Below are 24,962 nucleotides of genomic sequence, written 5' to 3' on the forward strand. Positions count from 1 at the left end.
GCCAATAAAAAATCCCGAAGTTTTTACTTCGGGATTTTTCTATCTTAATCTTTCAGACACTTAGTTTATTGCATAACTCGTTAAAATTGATACATTATTTCCTAAACCGCTAGATATAGCTTTAACAGGACCTATATCCTTAGCAAACCAATATTCTGTTGTTATAATTGTTATCATTCCGGATACATTCACATTTTGTACAATCTCAGCTTTTATAATATTATTAAAAACCTCACCGTCAACTGTTTCTGTAGCACCAATTTCTAAAATAGTTCCGGTATATGTTACATTTTGAGTAATTGCAGGTATTCCAGTATAAGTTGTGGTTTGAGAATAACTTCCGTTCCATGTTCCATTAACACTTAAATTATCTCTCAAAACGACATATTCATAACCCGTTTGAACTCCGGACATTCCATTAGCATCTATAACAATATCATCAATTTTCATGGTATAAGCTCCTCCGTTTTTATTTAACCAAAATGTTGCTGTACCAAAAACCGTTGTTCCTGAACCACTTTGTGGATTAAATCTATAATACGTTGCTCCGTTAAAAGTATCTGTTCCTACTATTTCAAAAGGGTCAGCAGCAGTTCCGTTTTGATCAAATTGCCACCAATTTCCTATTGTGGTAGGCCAGTAATCTCCTGTTGAAGTACCGCCTCCGCTTGTTCCCCCACCATTATTACCTGTACCTCCATTGTTGTTACCTCCTCCGGTTGAATTATTATTTCCCGGATCTCCCGGAATTGATTGTAAAACGGCCGGATCAATTGGTTCTGTATCACAAGAATACAAAACGGTTAAAGCAAATAATCCGGTTAAAAAAGTAAATAATTTTATTTTTTTCATTTTAGGGTTAATTTTTAAACGTTTCAAATGTAATTTTTTTTTTCTACTTTTTGGGTATTCTTGTCAATAAAATTAGCCCAACTATAAAAAACAAGATCAAAAATAATATGGCATTTTGGGCTTTACCAGTAATATCTGTAACATAACCATAAATAAACATTCCGATCACGATCCCTATTTTTTCAGCCACATCATAAAAGCTAAAAAAGGAAGTAGTATCTGCTGTATCTTCAGGAATTAATTTTGAATAGGTGGAACGTGAAAGAGACTGTATTCCGCCCATAACCAAACCAACAGAAGCGGCTGCAATATAAAAATCACTAGGTGTAACCACAAAATAAGCATACGCACAGATCAAAATCCATAAAAAATTAATTCCGATCAGAGTAATAATATTACCGAATGTTTTAGAAGCTTTTGACGTAAGCCAGGCACCGAGAACAGCTATAAGCTGAATCAGTAATATACTTACAATTAATCCCTGAGTTCTTTCACCATCACCTCCCCATTCAACTTCTTTTTCACCAAAATAAGCCGCTATGATCATAACGGTCTGAACAGCCATACTGTATACAAAAAATGCTCCTAAATATCGTTTTAACGGTCTGATCTCTTTTAATTGTTGCCAAACTTTTAACAATTCCCTGAATCCGTTAAAGAATGTATTTCGATGAAGTTTATTACTATTTTTTCCATTAGGTAAATAATAATAGGTATACTGACTGAATCCTATCCACCAAAGCCCTACTAAAACAAAAGAATAGCGCATCATTTGCGTTTTTTCTTCATCAGGAACACTCATCACCATGATTAAATTAAGAATCAATAAAACCACACTTCCTATATAGCCCATCCCAAAACCTTTTGCGCTGATTCTATCTTGTTGTTCTACATAAGCAATATCAGGCAAATACGAATTGTAGAAAACCAGACTTCCCCAAAAACCTATTAGTGCTAACATATAAATGAAGAGTCCCAATACAATAGTATCTAACGAAAAGAAATAAAGCAACATACAGGAAATTGATCCCATATAACAGAAAAATTTTAAAAAGAATTTTTTATTCCCCAAATAATCGGCTATACCTGAAAGTAACGGTGAAATAATTGCAATAATAATGAATCCGATAGCTGTGGTATAACTGATCAAAGATTCACTTCGTACAGATTGATTAAAAACCGTAATTTCTTCAATACCTTTTATACGGAACAAGGCTCCGTAATATAAAGGAAAAATTGAGGATGAAATTACTAAGGCATAAACTGAATTAGCCCAATCATAAAATGCCCAAGCATTCAATAACTTCGGACTTCCTTTTTCTAGTGTTCTCATGAGTATCAATAAAAAATCCCGACTAATATCGGGATTTGAAATTGATTTATAAAATATTATTTGAATGTAACGCCAAAAGCTGCGGCTTCTTTCTTAGCTTCCGGTATCAAACTTTTAATGTTATCAATACGCGTTTGATTGCTAGGGTGCGTACTCATAAATTCCGGTGGTGCTGATCCTCCTGACTCAGCAGCCATTCTTTCCCAGAAAGTTACAGCTGTATCCGGATTGTATCCTGCAATTGCCATCAATGTTAAACCGATCATATCTGCTTCACTTTCATGTGCACGACTAAAAGGTAACATTGCTCCGTATTGGCTTCCTGCTCCGTAAGCTGTCATCCACAACTGTTGCTCTTCGACACTTTTATTTCCGGTAGCTATAGCTACTCCGGCTGCTCCGGCTTGTTGCAATACACCTGCACTCATTCGTTGTTGCCCGTGATTGGCTAACGCATGTGCTACTTCGTGTCCTAAAACAGTTGCTAAACCGGCATCATCCTTGCAAACCGGTAAAATCCCTGAATACACTACAATTTTACCTCCGGGCATACACCAGGCATTAACCTCTTTGCTATCTACTAATTTATAATCCCACTCATAACCATCCAGATACCCCGTATAGCCATGTGCATTTAACCATCTTTCTGCTGCCGTTTTAATTTTACGACCAACATTCTCAACACGTTTTGCTTCTGTTGTTCCGGTAATTACTTTGTTTTCAGATAAAAATTGATCGTATTGCTGAAATGCCATCGGAAGTATCTGACTATTAGGCACTAATGCTAATGAGTTTTTACCGGTAAAGGGGTTTTTAGAACAGGCCATTACTAAACCCAGTAAAGCCATTAAAACTAATTTTACTTTTAGATTCATAGAATTTTATTTAGTGTCATTTTTATAATTTCAATACAAATTTAAACAAGCTTTACAAATCTTACAAAAGGAGTTCTTAAAAAAATCTTAATAGACTGACAATCCTTCTTTTTAATTGTATTTTTGTTTTGACCAAATTACTAATCGAAATGAAACATAACAAAAAAAGTGCCAATGCTAATATTCCAAAAGGTATTTTATTAACCGCTAAAGTTCTTCAGAAACTTTCTTCTGACCTAACCGTAAAGTTTGCCCAAAAATTATTTGCTACTCCTTTAAAACATAAAATACCGAAAAGAGAATTTGAAATGGAAGAAAACACCATTCAAAAACTGTTGAAAATTCCTGAAATAGGTAAAGAAGTGATGGTGTATGAATATGGCAAAAGTGATAAAAAAGTTTTATTAGTTCATGGTTGGTCCGGCAGAGGAACTCAATTGGTTAAAATTGCAGATGCTTTGATTGATTTGGGTTACCAAACGATTAGTTTTGACGCACCGGCGCACGGAAAATCAAGTGGTAATACAACTTTAATGACTGATTTTATTGCCTCTGTCATGGAAATTGAAAAACACTACGGTCCGTTTGAATTTGCTATCGGGCATTCCTTAGGAGGCATGACTGTTCTTAATTCTATTAAACAGGGATTACAGGTTAAGAAAGCAGTTATTATAGGCAGCGGCGATAGTGTGACAGATATTTTAAAAGATTTTATCGGGAAATTAAAACTGAAAGCTATTTATGTTCAAAAAATGAAAGAGGCCTTTGAAAACGAACTAAACGGCGATATGGAATCCTATTCAGGATATGTAGCTGCCGAAGCTGTTTCCGTTCCGTTTTTAGTCATTCACGACAAAGATGATGAAGATGTTCCTTATCGTGCCTCTGAAAATATCGTAAAACATCTGAAACAAGGAAGCCTGTACCTAACCGAAGGCTTAGGACATCGAAAAATATTAGGTGATAAAAAAGTTATTGAAACCTTACTTCAATTTCTGGCTAACTGATCGAGGCGCGAAGTCCTAATTCAACGACTTCCAGTTTTTCGATCTTTTTTCCGTCAATTTCAAAACGCAACATGGTTCGTACATGATGAAATCCGTGCTTTCCGGCAGCACCGGGATTCATGTGTAAGAGTTTCAGTTTCTGATCGTATTGTACTTTTAGGATATGAGAGTGCCCGCAAATAAAAAGATCCGGCGGATTACGTCTTAATTCTTCTCTTACACTAATATTATATTTGTCCGGATACCCTCCGATATGGGTGATCCACACATCCACTTCCTCACACATAAAACGGTTGTTTAACGGAAACTCTAATCGAGCCTGTGCATCATCAATATTCCCGTACACCGCCCGTAACGGTTTTAACTTCTGTATGGTATCCGTTACCGTTAAATCTCCGATATCTCCTGCATGCCAGACTTCGTCTGCTTGTTTCACATATTTTAGAATGGCATCGTCAATATAACCGTGCGTATCTGACAAAAGAAGTATTTTTTTCATGCAACAAAAATACAATTTGTTTTAACGTGATACTTTCAAGCACTTATTTATTTCCTTTTGGTAAACAAAACTTAAAAAAAGCGATCAAACCATATTTTCTTTTTAAATTTGCTTTTCTGAAAAAATAACCGCCATTGAGATACTTCATCAAATTTGCTTATAACGGAAAAAATTATTTTGGTTATCAAATACAACCCAATGCCGTTTCAGTACAGGAAACACTGGAAAAAGCTTTGAGTTTACTGATGAAGCAGACTGTAGAAATAGTCGGAGCCGGCAGAACAGACAGTGGTGTTCACGCTAAAGAGATGTTTGCACATTTTGATTATGACGGAGAAATTGACGTTCCTGTCTTGGTCAAAAAACTAAACTCTTTTTTACCGAAAGATATTGTGATCTATGACTTTATAAAAGTACATGATGAGGCTCATGCTCGTTTTGATGCTACAAAGCGAACGTATGAATATTACATCCATACGTTTAAAGATGCATTTATTTCTGATCTGAGCTGGTATCATTACCAGCAATTAGATGTAGATCAGATGAATGCTGCTTGTCAGATTTTATTTGAATACATTGATTTTGAATGTTTCTCAAAAGTAAATACTGATGTTCACACCTTTAATTGTAAAATTTATGAAGCTCATTGGCAACAAAAAGGTAATGAATTGATCTTTACCATTTCAGCAGACCGTTTTTTGCGCAATATGGTCAGAGCAATTGTCGGCACAATGGTGACTATAGGTTTAGGAAAAATTTCACTGAACGATTTCAGGTCTATTATAGAAAGTAAAAATCGAAGCAAAGCCGGTTTTTCTGTTCCGGCTCATGGTTTATATTTAGTAAAAGTAGCCTATCCTTATATAGGGAGCGGACAGTAATTAGAAGATGTTAGAACAAAATATGACGATAAAAAAAATAATAACAGGCTTATTCGCCATCTGTATAACAAGCTGTAATACAACTAATAAAGAAGAAATTCTTAAAGAAACAGTTTCTGACATCCATGTTGTAGGTACGATGAAAAATGTCATATGGAAAGGAGAACTAGAAGGTCGCATCAGTTTAGATACTATTTCCGATAAAAAAGGGCTTTACGGACTTGGCCCGGAAAGTTATCTGAAAGGAGAATTGCTGATCAACAACGGAATCTGTTATGTTTCTGAGGTTACATCCGATTCAACTATGACTGTCGAAAAAAAGTTTGATGTTTCTGCGCCATTTTTTGTTTATGCTAATGTAAGTGAATGGAATGAAATTGAATTGCCTTCAACGATCAAAACCATCCCGGAACTGGAACAATTCATTGAGGAAAGAACCAGAGAAAAGAAACGTCCTTTTGCCTTTAAATTAAAAGGTACTGTTTCAAAAGCGGTCATTCATATTCAGAATTTACCGGAAGGAACTCAGGTTGCCTCTCCGGATGATGCCCATAAAGGACAGGTTAAGTATGAACTGGAAAATACAACCAGTGATATCATTGGATTTTTCTCTACTGAACACAAAGGTATCTTTACGCATCACGATTCCTATTTACACATGCATTTAATTACAGAAGACGAAAGTAAAATGGGGCATTTAGATGACATAGAAATCAATACCATGACGTTATATTTGCCCAAAAACTAAATTGAGTTAAAAATTAAGAAATAGCTATTACATGAATCCGATTCGTTCCAAATCATTAAAAAAAGTAATGCAATATGCCAAACCGTATCAAAAAAGGTTTAATTGGGTTATTGTCTGGGCTATTTTACTTTCTGTTTTCGCTGCTGCACGCCCTTATTTGTTAAAACAAACTGTTGATAAATACCTGAGTACACACGATAGTACGGGCTTGTTGATCTATGTTATCATCATGGCAACAGTTCTTCTCTTTGAGGTTGTTTCCCAATTTTATTTTACCTATTGGGCAAATTGGTTAGGACAGGATATTATAAAAGACATTCGAGATAAATTATTCAAACATATTACTTCGTTCCGATTGCAATATTTTGATAAAGAACCGGTAGGAAAACTTGTTACCCGAACCGTTTCAGATATCGAATCCATTGCAAGTATCTTCAGTCAGGGTTTATTCATGATCGTAAGTGATGTATTGAAGATGATCGTTATCATCGGGATCATGTTTTATATGAACTGGCAACTTACTTTGATCGTTCTTTTGGCTATGCCGATCTTAGTTTATGCTACGCATATTTTCCAACAAAAAATGAAAGTGGCTTTTAATGAAGTTCGCAATCAGGTTGCTAATCTGAATACGTTTGTTCAGGAACGTTTAACCGGAATGAAAATCGTACAGTTGTTCAACCGGGAGCAAATTGAATATGAAAAATTTAAGGTTATCAATGCTAAACACAACAAAGCCTGGCTTAAAAACATTTTATATAACTCGATCTTCTTCCCTATTGCCGATATTGTTTCCTCTTTTACATTAGCGGTTATTGTATGGTATGGAGGAAAAGAAATTATCCATGGTGATGCTGGCACTTCATTCGGTGATCTTTTTGCTTACACCATGTTGATTACCATGCTCTTTAACCCGTTGCGCCAAATTGCAGATAAATTCAATGTTATGCAAATGGGAATTATTGCAGCCGAAAGAGTTTTTGAAATTTTAGAGACCGAAAGCCACATACAGAACGTCGGAACTGTTGAAGCCCGGCACTTTGAAGGTAATATCAGCCTTAAGGACGTTCGCTTCAGCTATATCAAAGGAGAAGAAATTCTGAAAGGGATCAATCTCGAGGTAAATTCTGGAGAAACCATTGCTATTGTGGGAAGCACGGGTGCCGGAAAATCAACTATCATTAATTTACTGAATCGTTTCTACGAGATAGATTCAGGAGAAATTGCAATTGACTCTGTCCCTATCCAGGATTACACCATAGAAAGCCTCAGAAAACAAATCAGTGTGGTGCTACAGGATGTTTTCTTGTTTGCCGATACCATTCTGAATAATATTACATTATACAACGATTCGATTACCAAAGAAGATGTGATACTCGCCGCGCAAAAAATAGGAGTTCATGATTTTATCATGAGTTTACCGAACAATTACGATTATAATGTAAAAGAACGTGGCGTGATGCTTTCTTCCGGACAACGCCAATTGATCGCTTTTTTAAGAGCCTATGTCTCTAACCCGAGTATTTTGATCTTGGATGAAGCCACATCCTCTATTGATACTTATTCGGAAGAACTGATCCAGCAAGCTACCGAAAAGATCACTCAGGATAGAACATCTATTGTTATTGCCCACCGTTTGGCAACCATTATCAATGCTGATAGGATCATCGTTATGGACAAAGGTCAGATCGTTGAACAAGGTACACATCAGGAATTACTTAAAATTACAGATGGTATCTACAAAGGTTTATACGAAGCTCAATTTGCTTTAAATCAATAATTAAAACAAAAACAATTGGTAACGATTGGAATCGATTACGAATTAAAAATAAATGCTTAAATTCGCAAACAATAATAAACAAACCAAAAATATTTTAAAAGGGAAAGCACATTGTCCTTTTCTCTTTTTAGATTAAAAAACAAATAACTGAATTACAATGAAATACGACATCATCGTTTTAGGAAGTGGTCCGGGTGGTTATGTTACTGCCATTAGAGCCTCACAATTAGGTTTTAAAGTAGCTGTTATAGAAAAAGAAAATTTAGGTGGTATTTGCCTGAATTGGGGATGTATCCCGACGAAAGCTTTATTAAAATCGGCTCAGGTTTTTGATTATTTAAAACATGCCGGTGATTACGGACTAAAAGTTGAAAATTTCGATAAAGATTTTAATGCTGTAGTTGCCCGTTCGCGTTCTGTTGCGGAAGGAATGAGTAAAGGTGTTCAATTCTTAATGAAAAAGAACAAAATTGATGTTATCGATGGTTTCGGAAAAATAAAACCGGGTAAAAAAGTTGATGTAACCGCAGCTGACGGAAAAGTAACGGAATACAGTGCTGATCATATTATCATTGCTACCGGAGCCCGTTCGCGTGAATTGCCTAACCTACCGCAAGACGGAAAAAAAGTGATCGGTTACCGTCAGGCTATGACGTTACCGGAGCAACCTAAGAAAATGATCGTTGTAGGTTCAGGAGCTATCGGGGTTGAGTTTGCTCACTTCTATAACTCAATGGGAACAGAAGTTACCATTGTTGAGTTCATGCCGAACATTGTACCGGTTGAAGATGAAGACGTATCCAAACAGTTTGAGCGCTCTCTGAAAAAAGCAGGGATCAACATTATGACAAATTCTTCTGTGGAAAAAGTTGACACAAGCGGTGCCGGCGTGAAAGCTACAGTGAAAACGCCAAAAGGAGAAGAAATCCTTGAAGCAGATATTGTTCTTTCAGCTGTAGGAATCAAATCAAACATCGAAAATATCGGATTAGAAGAAGTAGGTATTGCTACTGACAGAGATAAAATTTTAGTTAATGCTTACTACCAGACTAACGTTCCCGGTTATTATGCCATCGGAGACGTAGTTCCGGGACAAGCTTTAGCGCACGTTGCTTCTGCTGAAGGTATCCTTTGTGTTGAAAAGATCAAAGGTATGCACGTAGAACCGTTAGATTACGGTAATATTCCGGGTTGTACGTATGCTACTCCTGAAATTGCATCTGTTGGTTTAACTGAGAAAAAAGCAAAAGAAGCCGGATACGAAATTAAAGTGGGGAAATTCCCGTTCTCTGCTTCCGGAAAGGCAAAAGCAGCCGGAACACCTGACGGATTTGTAAAAGTAATCTTTGATGCGAAATACGGTGAATGGTTAGGCTGTCACATGATAGGTGCCGGAGTAACCGATATGATTGCTGAAGCTGTTGTAGCACGAAAATTAGAGACAACCGGTCACGAAATCTTAAAAGCAGTTCACCCTCACCCTACTATGAGTGAAGCCGTTATGGAAGCCGTAGCTGATGCTTATGATGAAGTAATCCACTTATAATTCTCTTAGAAGAAAAGAGGAAAAAAATAGACTTAAAGAGGCTGTATCAGAAATACTTTTACAGCCTCTTTTTATTTAAAAAAAATTGACAGGCTTAAATTGATATCAACATGCGTTTTTTTCATGTGATACCATTACTTCGCTTAAAACTTTAACCTGTTAAACTACTTTTTTCTTTAGTTCATCCAAAATAAATAGTACTTTAGGACGTTAAACAAAAAGAGTGAGAATACCGTATCGATACATATTTATTTTAATCTTCATTTTTTTAAGTTGTAAGCAACTGAATGCCCAGATCACAGTCCAACGCAAAGACTCTACAACAATCTATCACGATATTTACAATTACTCAAAAAAGGGAAAGTTCTCCAAGTTCATGTATCGGTTATTTTTCCGTCCTTCCAGCTTATCTACAGCTACTTTGATTGATAATGAAAAGGAACGCCAGAAAAAAGAAGAAAAGATCCGGGAAGTTAATCATTCATCAAATGGTAAAGTGATCCGGAATGTCTATATTAAAACTCTGGATCCTTTCGGGTATTCCTTACAAGACAGTACACGCAGTCCTAAAACCGGATTTGAACGCTTTGGAAATTCAGTTCATGTCAAAACCAATGAATTTACAGTACAGAACTTGCTTTTATTTAAACAATACGATCGTTGCGATACTTTAAAATTACAAGAGACAGAGCGTTTGATCCGTAGTCAGCGTTATGTACGACAGGTTACTGTCCTACCCCAACCTACCCAAAGTCAGGATTCTATTGATGTTTATGTAACCTTATTAGATTCGTGGAGTTTAATTCCGACAGGAAATATCACTTCCGGTGATTGGGAAGCCAAACTAACGGAGCGAAATATTATGGGGTACGGTCATAAAATATCCGGAAGTTATAAAGAAGAATTTGCGACTAAGCGCAATGCTCATTATGCCCAATACACTATAAACAACATTAAGAACAGTTATATTTCATTTGACCTGATATATCAAAAGGACTATTATAGTAACAGTTCAAGAAGTATTGGTCTCACCCGAAACTTTTTCTCTCCGTTAACTAAAAATGCGGGAGGTGTCTATTTTGAAAACAGAGAAGCAACCGAAAACTTCTTTTATCCTGATAGTACCTACAGGCAAACTGTAAAAACAGAATATCAGGAATATTGGTACGGAAGGGCTTTTAAAATTTTAAAACCGGACACTTATTTAGGTAAAACAACTAATTTAATTACTTCGATTACCTTTAACAAAAAGATATATACTGAAGTCCCCGATGCAACGTTTGATCCTACTTCTTTTTTTGCTTCTGAAAACAATATTATAGGTCAGGTAGCTTTCACCGCTCAGAAATACTATAAGGACAGTTATTTATTCAATTACGGTATTACTGAAGACGTTCCTTATGGTAGTATTTATGCGCTTATCTTTGGGAAGCAAACTAAAAACGGTGATAACCGATCGTATTTCGGTGCTAAATTTGCTAAAGGAAAACGTTACCCTTTCGGTTATTTAACTGCTACCACCGAATGGGGAACCTTTATCAACGACGGAAAATCAGAACAAACCGCCTTCTCTGTCGGATTTCAATATATCAGTCCTTTGTGGAGTATCGGTTCGTGGCGTTACCGTCAGTTCATTAAGCCCAGTTATACCTGGGGTAACAATCGGGACGCTTCCGTCAAAGACCAGTTAAGCCTAAACAATACAAATGGTTTACAAGATTTTACCGATGGTATAACCGGAACCCAAAGATGGCTTTTAGCCATGCAAATGCAAACGTATGTTCCGAAAGACTGGTACGGTTTTCACTTTAGTCCGTATGCCAACATAACTTTGGGAGCCTTAGCCGATAATACTAAAAATTTGTTCCAAAGCAAAGTATATCCTAAATTCAGTCTGGGTGTATTGATCAACAATGACTATTTGGTTTTCAACAGTTTTCAGATCTCCTTCTCTTATTATCCTACTATTCCGTATGAAGGAGACAACATCTTAAAAAGCAATTCATTGGAAAATAACGATTTAAAATTATCGGATTACCAAGTAGGAAAACCTGCTTATATTTTGTATCAGTGATTTAATTATTAAAAAAAACTTATTTCTATTCTAAATAAGTTTTTACTATGAAGAGCACAAAATGATAATAACAAATTTAGAATTCACTTTTTATTTGTATATTTACATACCGAACGGTCGGTTTTAAAGAATATATAAAAAATGAATAAATCAAAAATTATCATTGCATTATTAGTTTTGTCTGCCATCAACTTAACTGTAATGGTACCCGGAGGAGGCATTGACACGAGAGATTTTTCCCATATTCCATTATCTATCTTATCTGTATTTAACATTTTTCTTACTACACTCGGGATGATTAGTTTGTTTCTATCCTACTTTATTTTTCGAAAATATAAATGGAGTATACTAGTGGCGTTTATTTGTGGACTTAGTTACTTTTTAGTCTATGTCTTAGATTTTGCACACATTTTTCCAAAATCACCCGATTCAATGCCACAACTTTTAGTTTTTTTAGAAGCTATAGGAATTATTCTTTCAATACCACTTATTCTATTATCATTCAATCAAACAAAAAAAATGAAAAGCAGCCAAGATAAATCTAAATTATCTTATAACTTGTATCGGCTCGTTGCATTTGCAATTATAGTAGGTATTGCGATTATTGTTTTTGCTACCAAATCTGCAATGACCGGAAAGTAATGAATAGTAAAGAAAAAATATTATCAACTGCATTTAAATTGTTTATCAACAATGGTTATCACAATACTTCAATGCAACAATTAGTTGAAGCTTCCAAGCTATCAAAAGGAGCCTTCTATCATTATTTCAAAAGCAAAAATGATCTTTATAATCAAGTAATAGAACACTATTTTTTATCCTTTTACAAAGAAGTAGATTGGGAAACGTACGAGCAAATGGAACTTTCCGTTGAACAGATTGAACAGGAAATACAGAATTTTTATTTGAATTTCGTTCCTAAAATATTATCACTAACAGAAAAAGGATTTTCGGAATATTACATAATGTATTTTGAAGCATATAATCTTCTTCCCGAATTCAGACAAGAAGTACAAAAATTTTACAAAAATTTGGAAAAAATTATTATTAACGCTAAAAATAATAAAACAGAGTCGCTAAAAATAGCAACAACGATGGTTTCTAAATATGAAGGCATTTTATTTTTATTAGCAATTCGTCCAAATCTAAAAATAAATGATTTAATGGAACAAATATCTGAATAAGTCTACTGCCATGTTTAATTAAGAATGATTTGGCAAGATTTTTTAAAATTTTATAAGGCTAATGGATTGGAAAATCAAATTAGACAATCCATATGGTGGACATTGGCTTGACACAGTTAATTCAAGACTTTTGGTAAAGACTGTTTATTGGAAGAATGTTGCCGAGTACGATGTAACATCTGGAAAACTAATATCATACATTAAAAATGACTCCCTACAAAAACTTATAGAAAGCAAAATGAAAGACGAAAAACTTTTAGAAAGTCATGAGTATCATTTTATTGAAAAAGGTATAGAATATACTCTTAAATGTAGACCTTCAAAAGGAAACGAAGTTGGAGAATATACAATTGAAATAGAAAAATACTACCGCTAACATCGGCTATAAATCATGGCTGGGTTTGCGCATATTTTCCGAATTTTCGGAGAAAATTCGAAATTAAATTCTATATTTGGAATGGTTCGGTTTGTGGTTTTCGCCACAATTTTATAGCCGAGGATCGTTACTAAACTAAATGAAACATTCAACATATGACATTTACAGAGTATTTAAATACAGATATAGACAATTCAGATTTAATTTTTGAATATTATCTTCAATATTTATCAAATTTATCATCAAAAGATTTTCCATATGAGGAACAAATTCAACTGAAAGCCACTTCAGTAAAATTCATGAATTGTATTGAAAATTTAACTTACATCATAAAGGAAAAAAAAGAGAAATATTTTGAATTAATAAATCAAATAATTGAAGATGTAAAAATTCATAGGAGAAGAAAAGACAAGTCTAAAATTTTACTATTTCTATTAGCTAAAAATGGTAACATTATACCTAAAATTAAGGATGATTTTGAAGAAGTTTATTCTCAAACATTAGAATTTATTGGAGAAGCATCAAATATAAGGCATTACAGATATGACAATTTGAAACTTGATGGTTTTTTTCAACCAGAAAATTCAAATAAACACCAAGTAAAACAACTTATACTTGAAGCAATTGAATTAATAGAAAAGGATAATACTATCAGTGAAAAAGTTAAAAAACAAATCATTGAATATTTACAAAGAGTAATCAAAAAACTTGATAATGAATATATAAATTGGTCATCAGTAATTGGTTGCATTAAGGAAACTATCATTGTCTTAGGAGCATTAGGCGGTTTTGTAGGTGGAATGACTCCATTAGTTTTGGCTAAAGATAAACTAGAAGAAACTTCTACAGTTATTGAAAAAACTTCAATAAATATTAATTACAAAACAATCAACGAGACATTTAATATTCAAAATGTTGAGAGATTAGAACAATTAAATGGTACAGTTTTTCAGCTTAATCAAAATAACCCAAAAGTACCAGAAGAATAATCTAAAAACCTGCCTACAACAACGGTTAAAAAAAATGGCTTGGTCAAGAATTTCCCGAAAATTCTCCGAATTTTCTAAGTTTTGTCTATTTTTGTTTTGGCTTGGTTTTGGCTCACGCCACTTTCTTTAGCCGCGGATCGTTAGCAACTATATTAAAAAAAACTAAGCAATTAATTTCTAAATAATGAAAAAATCATATCTATTTTTAATTTTTAACTTGTTCGTTTTAAATGTCTTTAGCCAAAATATTACTCTTGAAGAATTTCAAAAACAAATTGCTGAATCTGGTTTGCAATTTGAAATGCCTGTAGGTTATAAAATTAAAGAAATTAAGGAAAATAGAGATTTAAATTACTCTTTTGCAATAATAAATTCTGAAGGAACCATGGAAGTTCGATACTCTATTTTCCCAATGAAACAAATGTTAGCTGAATATGAAAAATCAAAAAATGACCCAAATGTAACTATGATAAATCCTAATAAATTGTATATTGGAATTATGCAATCAAATGGACTTAATATGACAAATGGAAAAATGGTTAATATTGGAGATTTTCCAACCTTTGCCGTTAGAAAAGAATTTAATGCTGATTATGGTGGAAATGCTTTTTTTGAATTTAACTGTGAGTTTGGCAAAGGTTATAAATATGGACAATTTATTTGCCTTCATAAAGAAAACTTAGCCGACGTAATAATAACATTTATGAGTAATGATAGAAATACACATTCTGACTTAATGGAAATTCCTTTTCACTCATTAACTTTTAAATAAAATACAGTTGCTAACAGCGGTTAAAGTAAATGGCTTGGTCAAGAATTTCCCAAAAATTCTCCGAATTTTCTAAATTTTGTCTATTTTTGGTTTGGCTTGGTTTTGGCTCTTTGCCACTACTTATAGCCGCTAACCGTTGGCGGTCAGCTTAAAAGACGACTGCACAACAGACAAATAAAATGTGGACGACAATAAAAAATAATTACAAGACTATTTTGACAACAACAGGACTTTTTCTTGTTGGATTTATAGTTGCGTACTTATTTGAAGACTATTACCGACAACTTGTTAGGTTTTCGTTCAAGTTTTTTAATGGTGATAACATTCAGTTTATTGGCAAGAACTTCCACTTGTTTGCTAGCTACAGTTTTGTTACTGCATTTGGACTTTTTGTTTCGTTGACATTTTTGTTATTAAAGTTTTCTTCTCGACCTAGTAGACTAAAAAGAACCTGCGCGGCAATTATTTTTTTCTTCGCCACGACAATTTTAGTAACTGCATTTGACAGTATACGACTAGTGGTCGAATGCACAGCTTGTAATGATGGAATTAGACGATTAACTTTCAATCAACCTACATATGACAAATATTTTATAATTAGTTTGACTATTGCTGTTGCTTACTTGTTGACTACATATTTATTAGAAAGAAAACGACTAAGAAAAAGTAATGAAACAATATAGAACGAACCGCTAACACGGGTTTTGCGTCAGGCGGGCTGACGTGCAAACTTGGAGATTTGTGCTTCTAATGAACTTTAGTAATAAATTGAAGCTTTGTGCTCCGAAACCCGCCCGAACGCAAAGCCCGAAACCGTTGGCGGTAATTAAAAGAAACTCTGCAAATGAGACAAAAACTGAACTTAATAACACTTGGAACTGACGACTTTCAGAAATCATTAGATTTTTACGAAAAAGGGCTTGGTTGGAAAAAATCCGACAAAAGTATGGACGGCTTAGCTTTGTTTGACTTGGATGGAATTATTTTAGCACTGCACCCAAGACACGAACTTGTGGACGACACGACATTGACATATCAGCCGACAACATTTTCGGGACTTACAATTTCGCACAACACGAAATCGGAAAAAGAAGTGGACGAAATTTTAGAAAAGGTTGCGAAACTTGGTGCGACAATCGTAAAACCTGCACAGAAAGTTTATTGGGGTGGTTACAGCGGTTACTTCAAAGACTTGGACGGATATCTGTTTGAAGTTGCTTACAACCCATTTTGGAAACTTGACGAAAATGACAACATAAAACTGTAATGACAGCAACGCAGACCATAAAAGCATTGACAATAATTCCGGGCGTTGGAAAATCTATTGCGACAGATTTATACAACATCGGAATTAGATACGTTGACGACTTGAAAGGTAAAGACCCGGAAGTACTTTACGACAACTCGAATTTGTTTGCAGGTTGCGTTCAAGACAGGTGTTTACTTTATGTTTTTAGGTGTGCAGTGTATTTTGCAGAAACACCGACAGAAAGACAAGACAGCGAAAAACTAAAATGGTGGAATTGGAAAGACAAAAAATAACTACCGCCAACAATGGCTATAAGTAATTGCTTGTTTTCGCCTACTTCTGAAAATCCGCGAGGGTTTTCAGTTTGGTGTGTACTTGCAGAGTTTCGCACCAACCCGAGCAACTACTCATAGCCGAGACCGTTGGCAATAATTTAAAACATACGTCCTGAAAGAACAATTATTTCATATAACAACAGAAGACAACGAAAGAATAGCTCTTTGGAAATTTAATACCGCATTCAAATCTGAAAGGCATATTTTTTTGACTCACGGTACTTTTTCTAATAGAAAAATATGTTCTGGAATTGCTTCTTATCTGACTGAACAAGGATTTACTTGTTGGCTAATGGAATGGCGAAATCACGGAGAAAGTTCAAAAACTCAAAATGATTTTGACTTCGAGACAATTGCAAAATATGACCTTAAATCTGTATTTGAATTTCTTTTCAACAACCGAAATATTAAAAATATAGATTGTTTAGCTCATAGTGGTGGCGGAATTACACTAACGATGTTCTTAATCAACAATCCAGATTATCAACCGAAAATTAAAAGCATTACATTATTTGGAGTTCAAGCTTTTGGAGCAGGAATTGAATTTAATAATAGAATGAAAATTTTGGCGAGTAAATATTTGACAGCCTTGTTAGGAGTTGTTCCAGCTAAAACAGCCGGCTCAACTGAACATAGTGAAAGCTATTACACAATGAAACAATGGTTCAATTGGAATTTAAAACATAACTTCATTGGAGAAAATGGATTTGACTATTTGAACGAAATGAAAAAAATTAAAATTCCGGTTTTATCAATTTGTGCGAGTGGAGATAATTTTATTGCACCAAAAGTCGGTTGCGAGAAATATCTAAATGCCTTTGAAAATTCAAAAAACCAATTTATTTATTTATCAAAAGAAAATGGAAATCTTGAAGATTACAATCATAGCAGAATATTAAAATCACAAAGTTCAAAGAAAGAAATCTGGCCGATTGTAACTGAATGGATAAATAATAAAAACTATTGCCAACAATGGCTATAAGTAATTGCTTGTTCTCGTCTACTACTGAAAATCCTTGCGGATTTTCAGTTTGGTGTGTACTTGCAAAGTTTAATGCTAAAACACGCAACTACTCATAGCCGAAACCGTTGTAGGCAATTATCCGAAAAAATTCCGTTATATATTTAAACTTTCATCAATTAAAAAAACTTGAACAACTAATGAAAAACTATTTTTTGACCTTACTAATCGGAATTATTTGTTTAATTTCTTGCAAAGAAAATACCGAAACAACAAAATTTCAAAGCAAAACAAACCCAAAAGCATTAAAGCTTGATACACTTTATTCCGAATTATATGATAAAGGAAATTTTAATGGTAGTGTTCTAGTTGCCGAAAATGGAAATGTAATATTTGAAAAAAGCTACGGAATAGCCGATGAACAAACCAACCGAAAGTTGAACGACAGTACAATATTTGAATTAGCTTCTGTCTCAAAACAATTTACGGCTATGGGAATTGTTCAGCTTGTAAAAGAAGGTAAACTATCCTATGAAGACGATATTACCAAATATATCCCTGAACTAAATGATTATAAGGAAATTACAATTAAAAACTTATTAAACCATACGGGCGGTCTTCCTGATTATATGGAACTCGCTGACAAAAATTGGGATAAATCTAAAATAGCAACGAATGATGACATTCTTAAACTATTTAACCAAGTTAAACCCAAAAAACTTTTTGAGCCAAACGAAAAATGGGATTACAGCAATACGGGATATTTAATTTTAGCGACAATTATTGAAAGAGTAAGTGGACAAAAATTTGGACAATATCTTCACGAAAAAATATTTAAACCTTTGGATATGAAAAACACATTTGTTTACAGAAGGAGGTTTCAGCCTAAAGAGATTCAAAATTATGCTAACGGCTATATTTATTCAGACAGTTTACAAAAAAAGATTTTACCTGACGAAATGGGTAAAGATTTCTACGTGGTATTTCTTGACGGCATAGTAGGCGATGGAATGGTTAATTCAAACCCAAAAGATTTACTAAAATGGGACAGAGCACTTTATGGAAACAATTTAATCAATGACCAAGACCGTAATCTGATATTTTCATCTACAATGACAAAAGACAGTTCTCAAACCGACTATGGATTTGGATGGATGATTGATAGCACAAAAACATATGGTAAAATTGCCTCTCATTCCGGAGGTTGGGCTGGATATATTTCTTACATCGAAAGAAATCTTGATAACGACAAGACTATAATTATTTTGCAAAATAATTCCTTATCAAGTACAGAAATACCGATAAAAAATACTCGTAGAATACTGTACAATCAAGAAGTTGAAAAACCTATAAAGTTAGATAACGAAATTTTAAAATCGTATGCAGGCAAATATCTTACCGATACTCAAAAAGAAAAAGAAATAGCTTTCGAAAATGATAAACTTTACGTTGTTATGAGTGCAGACTATAAAATGGAACTTGTCCCAGTTTCTAAAACAAAATTCATTGTTGATGGCTGGTCACCAGAAGTTTCATATACGTTCATCTTGAATGATAATGGAAAAGTAGAAAAATATAGAGTCATTCAAGAAGCTCAAGGAATTAATAAAACTGCAAACCGAATAAAATAACTGCCTACAACAATGGCTATAAGTAATTGCTTGTTCTCGCCTACTTCTGAAAATCCTTGCGGATTTTCAGTTTGGTGTGTACTTGCAAAGTTAACTGCTAACCCACGCAACTACTCATAGCCGAAACCGTTGCGTGTAACTTACCCAACTACCATGGATAAAACAAGCATTAATAATTATTTCCATTCTTTATTTCCAATAGAAAAAGAAACTGTTGAGAAAATAACTGAAACATTTATCCAGTTTTCGCTTGACAGAAATACAAGGCTTTTAGATAAAGAAACAATTAGTACCAAAACATACTTTTTAGAAAAAGGATATATGCGTTCCTACATTCTAAACGAAGATGGTGAAGAAGTTACAACAAATATTTATTGGGCACCTTGTTTTGTAAATGACTTTCTTTCTTTTTTTAAAAAACAACCTACTAAAGAAATATACGAAACATTAACCGAATGTTCTTTTTGGGAAACAAGTTTAGAAAATGTTCAACAAAATTTTCATACAATTCCTGAATTTAGAGAATTTAGCCGACTTTTATTTGTAATCAATTACTATAAATTAAATGACAGATTAATAGAAGCTGTAAGTCAGAAAGCTGAAACAAGATATTTAAATCTTTTAAAAAAACAACCTCATATTTTTCAGTATGTCCCTTTAAAAATAATTGCCTCTTATTTAGGAATAACAGACTGTACATTAAGCAGAGTTAGAAAAGATATTTCTAAAATGTAATTTCTTGACATTTATCAAGTATGTTTTTGATTAATTCACCTCATTTTTGTAAAAAAATAAATAATGGAAAAAAAACATATTGTAGTAGTTGGGTTAGGAGGAGTTGGAGGTTATTTTGGCTTTAAGATAAGTCAATTTAGTGAGCTGAATAATCACCATAATATATCTTTCATAGCAAGGGGTAAAACCTATGATATTTTACAAAACAACGGCTTGACCTTATTGTCTCCTGAACATAAAAACAATATAACAAAACCGAACATTGTTCTATCTTCTATCAAGGAAATAAACAATCCTGATTTAGTCTTAATTTGTGTTAAGGAATATGATTTGGAAAATGTCTGTAATCAATTATCGGAAGTAATAACTCCAAAAACTATTATACTTCCCATGATGAATGGCGCAGATATTTACGATAGAATTCGAAAAATAATTCCAAAAAACATTATTCTACCTTCTTGTGTTTATGTCGCATCTCATATAAAACAAAAAGGAATTGTTGAACATAAAGGAAAAGCAGGAAAATTAATTTTTGGAAAAGCCCCTCAGGATTCATCCGAAAATATTAATTGGGTTATTGACCTGATGAAAAACAGTAAAATCGACTTTGATTTTAAAGATAATGTTTTGACCGACATTTGGACTAAATTTATTTTTATCTCAAGCTTTGGTCTCGTAACAGCTAAACATAACTCCTCAATAGGTGCTGTTTGTGCTAATGAATTTCAAAAAAAAGAAGCAATTAATATTATGAGCGAAATCAAAGAAATCGCTGATGAAAAAGGAATAGAATTACAAGAAAATATTATCGAAACAACTTTTGAGAAAGCTGCTACATTTCCTCCTAAAACTCCGACATCTTTACAACTTGATATTCATTCAGGTAAAAGCAATAATGAATTAGAATTGTTTGCAGGAGCAATAATAAAATATGGTCAAGATTTGAATCTAAAAACACCATATACAAGAGAAATTTATGAACAAATAAAAGCTACACACAACAATGTATATACAAAATAGGCGTGACAGTAGTAAATTCAAGGGTTGTAGCCGCTTCAACTTTGTAACGGTTTGATGTCCGAAATCGACTACTTTGCATATACTCAACGTTGTACACTATTTTGAAAATGAACTATCATAAACTAATATTGTTGTTATTTTATATCTCATCTTTTACAAGTTGCAACAATTTCAAAAAGAATCATAAAGATGAATTATCTAGTACACAAATAGACTCTTTGGAATATTCTGTGTTTAACCAAACCTTGTCTACGATTAGTGAAAGAATTTTATTTAATCAATATCATGCTTATCATGATGGTAAAGAACTTGACTTCTTTTACGAAAGATTTCTAGAAATTAAAGATACAATTAGTCTATTTGACAGAATTAAAAATGAAAATATAGACACTTCTAAAACAAGATTATCTAGAATTGATTTTTTAAACTTTGCCGACAGTTTAACTTCATATAAAAAATTAAAAGAAAAAGATTTTTTAATAAATAAAATTAATCACCCAAAAAGCATAATATTAATTTCTGAAAATGATGAAATTTTAAATAATATAAATCCAATAAAAAAAGTAACTCTATCTAGAGTTTTCTTTAGTGATGATTTTAAAAAAGCTGAATATCGTATTGAAGTTATTAGAGGAAATTGGGATGTTATCAGTTATGTCATTAAGTGTGAGTTCAAAAATGGATCATGGTACATTTTTGAACAAAAAGTGGTTGCAATTAGTTAAAAAAACAGTGTACAACATTGGCTAGCTGTTATCGTGGCTGCTCGCCTACTTTCGAATTTTCTCCCAAAATTCAAAAGTTTACTTATATTTGTTGTGGCTCCAACTTCATTTACCCTACTTCTTCTTGACCTAAAATCATTAGTATACAGAAAATAAAATGACTCAGAAAAAATCAAAAAAAATAATTAGAATTTTGTTGTTCTTAGGAACAATGATTTCGCTGTATTTTGTTCCGTGGCCTATTGTAAACGCTTGGATCAAGCCTCTTCCGGATACCGTTCAGGAACAAGTCGACAAAGCAGCGGATTACGGATTTGACGGTATAATTGTCTGTGTCAACAAAAAAGGGAATCAATCAGAATTTTTTACTTCGGGCTACAAGAACAAAGAGAACAAAATTCCGGCCGACCCCAATGCTTTATTCAAAATTGCCAGTGTAAGCAAATTGTATAATGCTGTAGCCGTTGCAAAACTGGTTTATGACGGAAAATTATCATTAGACAAAACACTTGTAGAGTATTTGCCTGAACTGAAAGGCAGAATACAATATGCAGATAAGATCACATTACGCATGTTGGTTAAACATAGAAGTGGTATACCTAATTATACGGATACCTATATGTATTGGGCTGCTCCAAAAGAGACAGCGGATGAAAATCTTGCTTTGGTTTTGGATAAACCAGCCAACTTTAAACCCGATGAAGATTATGAATATTGCAATACCAATTACTTATTACTTGGAAAAATAATGACCCGAGTTCTCGGATATGGTACATTCCAATACATTCAAAAAGAAATTTTAAACCCATTGCATCTAGAACATACCTTTGGCTCAATTCAGGATGTAAACATAGATGATGTAATGAGTGGTTACTATGTAGGCTATGATGCAGATTTAAAGACAGATAATATAGGCTCAATATTGGCAACAGCAGAAGATCTGAGCAGATTTATCCGAGCCTTAAATGACGGCTCTGTTTTTAAAGATAAAAAGGAACAAGAAATCTATTCATCCATTTATAAGTACGAGCACACAGGACTGATACCGGGATACCAAACTATTGCTAAATATCATAAGGATATTGACGCTGTTGTCATACAATATACAAATACGGTCGACTTTGAAGGTTATAATTGGAATATGTCAGAACTAATGTATAATCGGATCGTTAAAATATTGAAAAAGAGAAACTAACCCTAGTAATACTATAAAAATAAGAGCTAGAGGTTACAAACAAAGATTAGTACTAAATAGAAAAGTCAGAGTATAAAATCCAAACTATTCATACTCTCATATATTTAGCCAACATTTTATTAAAAATATAAATCTATAAGTTTTGAATTTAAAAATCATACAGTAGAATTTGATATTGAAAGTTGCTCTTATGACAATTTGAAAGTCAAATCATTTATGTCCTTAAAAGAAGGAGATACTGTTATTGTTTCGGTGAGAAAACAAAGAACAATTAGAGAAAGAATCAATCGGGATCATGATTGTTTTGATTTGCGTTCCCCTAACGGAGAAATTTACTTACATCTATCTGAAACGAATAACTTTCATACCAATTCCTGGAAAATAATAGGAGTACTTTGCTTAGCAATCGCTTTATTTATCGGATTTGGAAAATTTTAAATAATAAAACATATAGTATCTTTTTTCTTTTGATTTTATTACTTCCTAAAATTTTTCACTAATCATTTTCTGACGGATTTTTTGTTATCTTTGGTTATAATAAGTAGCCTTTTAATAGTGTGTAATACATTAAAGAACAGTGCGAAAGTTGAAACCAAAAAAACAAAAATGAAAACTTTTTTAACATTAGCTTTGATGACAACTTTTTTAATAGGTTGCAATCACGCAGCAGAAAAAACAGAAACTATGGCAGATCAAAAAGCGGAAGCAGAAAAAGCAACTACGCCTGTAGACACTACTACTCCTAAAGTAACGGGAATTGGCGGTATTTTCTTTTATTCCGACAATCCGAAGGAAACAAAAGAATGGTACACTAAAAATTTAGGCATTGAGATCAATGACTGGGGTTCGTCTAGTTTTGAATCCAGAAACATCAATACCCCCGAACAGATCAATTCGCTTCAATGGAAACCCTTTAAGAATGGTGATGAATATTTTTCTCCTTCTAAAAAGAGTTTTATGATCAACTATCAAGTTCAAAACATTGAAGGACTTGTAGACCAACTTAAAACCAACGGAGTAACTGTACTTGACAGTATAACAGCTTACGAAGGCATCGGAAAGTTTGTCCATATCATGGATGCAGAAGATAACAAAATTGAACTTTGGGAACCTGAGGATTAATTATTGTCTAAAGGAATAATCAAAAAAAGAATAAAGCCGGATAATTTAAATAAAATTTCTATCAGAATATGAAAACGCTATTTTATCCGGTATTTCTTTTTTTAGTCTTTCAAACTGCAATAGGACAGACTTCAAATGAGTACTATTATGCTATTTGGATACGTAAATTTGAAAAAAAATGGATTGATTCTGAAGACAATTTTTATATTGTTTATACAACTGATCTAGATAATGCCTTTCGACTTGCTTTAAGAGATGGATACGAAACACAACTTTGTTGTGAAACTTTTATATCTCAAGAAAAAAATTCCGGTCATTACAGCGAAGAAAACTTCTTCGAAGAGAATCAAAGCAGAAGAAAAATATTTGAGACTGATTGAGGAACAACCGCATTTAATACAAAGAGTCCCCCTAAAAATAATTGCATCATACCTTGGCATAACACCTGAACATTTAAGCAGAATCAGAAAAAAATTATCCACATTAAAAACTTGATCTTTATCAAGAAACTATTTATTTTATTTAATAAATATCAAGTATATCCTAACATTATTTATTGAAATTTGCTACTCAACACTATAAACATCATATAAATGAGCAGACACGTTTTTTTAACAATAGCTTCAATAATCTCATTTTTAGTCGGTCTTTTTGCTATAGTATTTCCATCGGTTTTATTAGTGAGTAAAGGAGTTACTCCCCTACCGGGCACATTGGTTTGGACAAGAGAAACAGGATTATTACTTCTTACAATTGGCGTCATTGCATTCTCTATCAGAAAACACAAAAACTCTGAAACCTTAAAAGCATTTCTTTTCGGAAACATTATCATTCAAATAGGACTATTCATCATTGAATTAGTAGCCTATTTTTACGGAACAATTACAAAACTTTCAGGTATACTCCCTAACCTAACTCTTCATGTTCTACTGGCAATAGGGTTCATTTACTTCTGGAAGCCTTTAAATAGAAAATCAAAATCCATACTTAATTAGGGTTGTTTCGCAACTTAATTTGTTCGATTGGCTCGATCCCTTTTACATACTAAATAAATAGTGATCTATATTTATAGT

At 33.4% G+C, this 24,962-nt stretch carries 27 protein-coding genes; 23 read left to right on the forward strand and 4 right to left on the reverse strand.

Translation table 11 applies throughout. The features are described 5' to 3' along the window. Nucleotides 1-60: 60 nt before the first annotated feature. From DI487_RS15345 to DI487_RS15355, 3 genes are read right to left on the reverse strand one after another with little or no spacing between them, the layout of a single operon-like run. The gene (locus tag DI487_RS15345; protein ID WP_109570427.1) at nt 61-852 is read right to left on the reverse strand and encodes a hypothetical protein; all 792 of its coding nucleotides are present in this window, start codon (nt 850-852) and stop codon (nt 61-63) included. 43 nt (nt 853-895) lie between these two features. After that, complete coding sequence (locus DI487_RS15350; RefSeq protein ID WP_109570428.1) at nt 896-2,185, reverse strand: MFS transporter; 1,290 nt, start codon at nt 2,183-2,185, stop codon at nt 896-898. A gap of 56 nt (nt 2,186-2,241) precedes the next feature. After that, nucleotides 2,242-3,060 (reverse strand): M48 family metallopeptidase, encoded by an 819-nt coding sequence (locus tag DI487_RS15355; RefSeq protein ID WP_109570429.1) that lies wholly within the window; start codon nt 3,058-3,060, stop codon nt 2,242-2,244. A 149-nt stretch (nt 3,061-3,209) separates the two neighbouring features. Between DI487_RS15355 and DI487_RS15360 the strand changes: the two genes are divergently transcribed. Continuing rightward, nucleotides 3,210-4,067, forward strand: a complete 858-nt coding sequence (locus DI487_RS15360) for an alpha/beta fold hydrolase (RefSeq protein ID WP_109570430.1) — start codon at nt 3,210-3,212, stop codon at nt 4,065-4,067. Here the strand turns inward: DI487_RS15360 and DI487_RS15365 are convergent. Next, a complete protein-coding gene (locus DI487_RS15365; RefSeq protein ID WP_109570431.1) occupies nt 4,060-4,566 on the reverse strand; it encodes a metallophosphoesterase family protein in 507 nt (168 codons plus the stop codon). The genes DI487_RS15360 and DI487_RS15365 overlap by 8 nt on opposite strands. Nucleotides 4,567-4,700: 134 nt before the next feature. Between DI487_RS15365 and truA the strand changes: the two genes are divergently transcribed. The 22 genes from truA to DI487_RS15485 all read left to right on the forward strand — a co-directional run bounded on the left by truA (nt 4,701) and on the right by DI487_RS15485 (nt 24,884). Beyond that, the gene (gene truA / locus DI487_RS15370) at nt 4,701-5,447 is read left to right on the forward strand and encodes a tRNA pseudouridine(38-40) synthase TruA (RefSeq protein ID WP_109570432.1); all 747 of its coding nucleotides are present in this window, start codon (nt 4,701-4,703) and stop codon (nt 5,445-5,447) included. 22 nt (nt 5,448-5,469) lie between these two features. Then, nucleotides 5,470-6,195 carry an acetolactate decarboxylase gene (locus DI487_RS15375; protein ID WP_179948684.1) on the forward strand — a complete coding sequence of 242 codons (726 nt, stop codon included), beginning with the start codon at nt 5,470-5,472 and terminating at the stop codon, nt 6,193-6,195. A 31-nt stretch (nt 6,196-6,226) separates the two neighbouring features. Then, nucleotides 6,227-7,975: an ABC transporter ATP-binding protein gene (locus tag DI487_RS15380; protein WP_109570433.1), complete on the forward strand. Its 1,749-nt coding sequence runs from the start codon at nt 6,227-6,229 to the stop codon at nt 7,973-7,975. A 157-nt stretch (nt 7,976-8,132) separates the two neighbouring features. Continuing rightward, nucleotides 8,133-9,521 carry a dihydrolipoyl dehydrogenase gene (lpdA, locus tag DI487_RS15385; protein ID WP_109570434.1) on the forward strand — a complete coding sequence of 463 codons (1,389 nt, stop codon included), beginning with the start codon at nt 8,133-8,135 and terminating at the stop codon, nt 9,519-9,521. Nucleotides 9,522-9,897: 376 nt separating this feature from the next. Then, the gene (locus DI487_RS15390) at nt 9,898-11,595 is read left to right on the forward strand and encodes a BamA/TamA family outer membrane protein (RefSeq protein ID WP_109570435.1); all 1,698 of its coding nucleotides are present in this window, start codon (nt 9,898-9,900) and stop codon (nt 11,593-11,595) included. Between the two features lie 141 nt (nt 11,596-11,736). Then, nucleotides 11,737-12,237 (forward strand): hypothetical protein, encoded by a 501-nt coding sequence (locus DI487_RS15395; RefSeq protein WP_146193494.1) that lies wholly within the window; start codon nt 11,737-11,739, stop codon nt 12,235-12,237. Then, nucleotides 12,237-12,779, forward strand: a complete 543-nt coding sequence (locus DI487_RS15400) for a TetR/AcrR family transcriptional regulator (RefSeq protein WP_109570437.1) — start codon at nt 12,237-12,239, stop codon at nt 12,777-12,779. The genes DI487_RS15395 and DI487_RS15400 overlap by 1 nt, the downstream gene beginning before the upstream one ends. 61 nt (nt 12,780-12,840) lie before the next feature. Next, nucleotides 12,841-13,155 (forward strand): hypothetical protein, encoded by a 315-nt coding sequence (locus DI487_RS15405; RefSeq protein WP_109570438.1) that lies wholly within the window; start codon nt 12,841-12,843, stop codon nt 13,153-13,155. A gap of 155 nt (nt 13,156-13,310) precedes the next feature. After that, nucleotides 13,311-14,144, forward strand: coding sequence for a hypothetical protein (locus DI487_RS15410; protein ID WP_109570439.1), 834 nt, complete (start codon nt 13,311-13,313; stop codon nt 14,142-14,144). A 184-nt stretch (nt 14,145-14,328) separates the two neighbouring features. After that, entirely contained in the window at nt 14,329-14,916 is a 588-nt protein-coding gene (locus DI487_RS15415) for a hypothetical protein (protein WP_146193496.1), read from the forward strand. Between the two features lie 844 nt (nt 14,917-15,760). Further along, on the forward strand, nt 15,761-16,183 hold the full coding sequence (locus DI487_RS15425) for a VOC family protein (RefSeq protein WP_109570442.1): 423 nt from the start codon (nt 15,761-15,763) through the stop codon (nt 16,181-16,183). Then, nucleotides 16,183-16,458, forward strand: coding sequence for a helix-hairpin-helix domain-containing protein (locus DI487_RS15430; protein WP_109570443.1), 276 nt, complete (start codon nt 16,183-16,185; stop codon nt 16,456-16,458). Before DI487_RS15425 ends, DI487_RS15430 begins: the two co-directional genes overlap by 1 nt. A 175-nt stretch (nt 16,459-16,633) precedes the next feature. Beyond that, nucleotides 16,634-17,482: an alpha/beta hydrolase gene (locus DI487_RS15440; RefSeq protein WP_262498012.1), complete on the forward strand. Its 849-nt coding sequence runs from the start codon at nt 16,634-16,636 to the stop codon at nt 17,480-17,482. Nucleotides 17,483-17,661: 179 nt separating this feature from the next. Continuing rightward, the gene (locus DI487_RS15445; RefSeq protein WP_109570446.1) at nt 17,662-19,092 is read left to right on the forward strand and encodes a serine hydrolase domain-containing protein; all 1,431 of its coding nucleotides are present in this window, start codon (nt 17,662-17,664) and stop codon (nt 19,090-19,092) included. Nucleotides 19,093-19,245: 153 nt separating this feature from the next. Beyond that, nucleotides 19,246-19,827, forward strand: coding sequence for a Crp/Fnr family transcriptional regulator (locus tag DI487_RS15450; RefSeq protein WP_109570447.1), 582 nt, complete (start codon nt 19,246-19,248; stop codon nt 19,825-19,827). A 63-nt stretch (nt 19,828-19,890) separates the two neighbouring features. Next, on the forward strand, nt 19,891-20,847 hold the full coding sequence (locus DI487_RS15455; protein WP_109570448.1) for a ketopantoate reductase family protein: 957 nt from the start codon (nt 19,891-19,893) through the stop codon (nt 20,845-20,847). A 107-nt stretch (nt 20,848-20,954) separates the two neighbouring features. Beyond that, nucleotides 20,955-21,572, forward strand: coding sequence for a hypothetical protein (locus DI487_RS15460; protein ID WP_109570449.1), 618 nt, complete (start codon nt 20,955-20,957; stop codon nt 21,570-21,572). A gap of 157 nt (nt 21,573-21,729) precedes the next feature. Further along, the gene (locus tag DI487_RS15465) at nt 21,730-22,767 is read left to right on the forward strand and encodes a serine hydrolase domain-containing protein (protein ID WP_109570450.1); all 1,038 of its coding nucleotides are present in this window, start codon (nt 21,730-21,732) and stop codon (nt 22,765-22,767) included. Between the two features lie 216 nt (nt 22,768-22,983). After that, a complete protein-coding gene (locus tag DI487_RS15470) occupies nt 22,984-23,205 on the forward strand; it encodes a hypothetical protein (RefSeq protein WP_109570451.1) in 222 nt (73 codons plus the stop codon). A gap of 168 nt (nt 23,206-23,373) precedes the next feature. Beyond that, nucleotides 23,374-23,889 (forward strand): VOC family protein, encoded by a 516-nt coding sequence (locus DI487_RS15475; protein WP_317046236.1) that lies wholly within the window; start codon nt 23,374-23,376, stop codon nt 23,887-23,889. Nucleotides 23,890-23,957: 68 nt separating this feature from the next. After that, entirely contained in the window at nt 23,958-24,269 is a 312-nt protein-coding gene (locus DI487_RS15480; protein ID WP_109570452.1) for a hypothetical protein, read from the forward strand. Nucleotides 24,270-24,482: 213 nt separating this feature from the next. Next, a complete protein-coding gene (locus tag DI487_RS15485) occupies nt 24,483-24,884 on the forward strand; it encodes a hypothetical protein (protein WP_109570453.1) in 402 nt (133 codons plus the stop codon). The last annotated feature ends 78 nt before the right edge of the window (nt 24,885-24,962 follow it).

This window comes from Flavobacterium sediminis (assembly GCF_003148385.1).
GTDB classification, from domain to species: Bacteria; Bacteroidota; Bacteroidia; order Flavobacteriales; family Flavobacteriaceae; genus Flavobacterium; species Flavobacterium sediminis.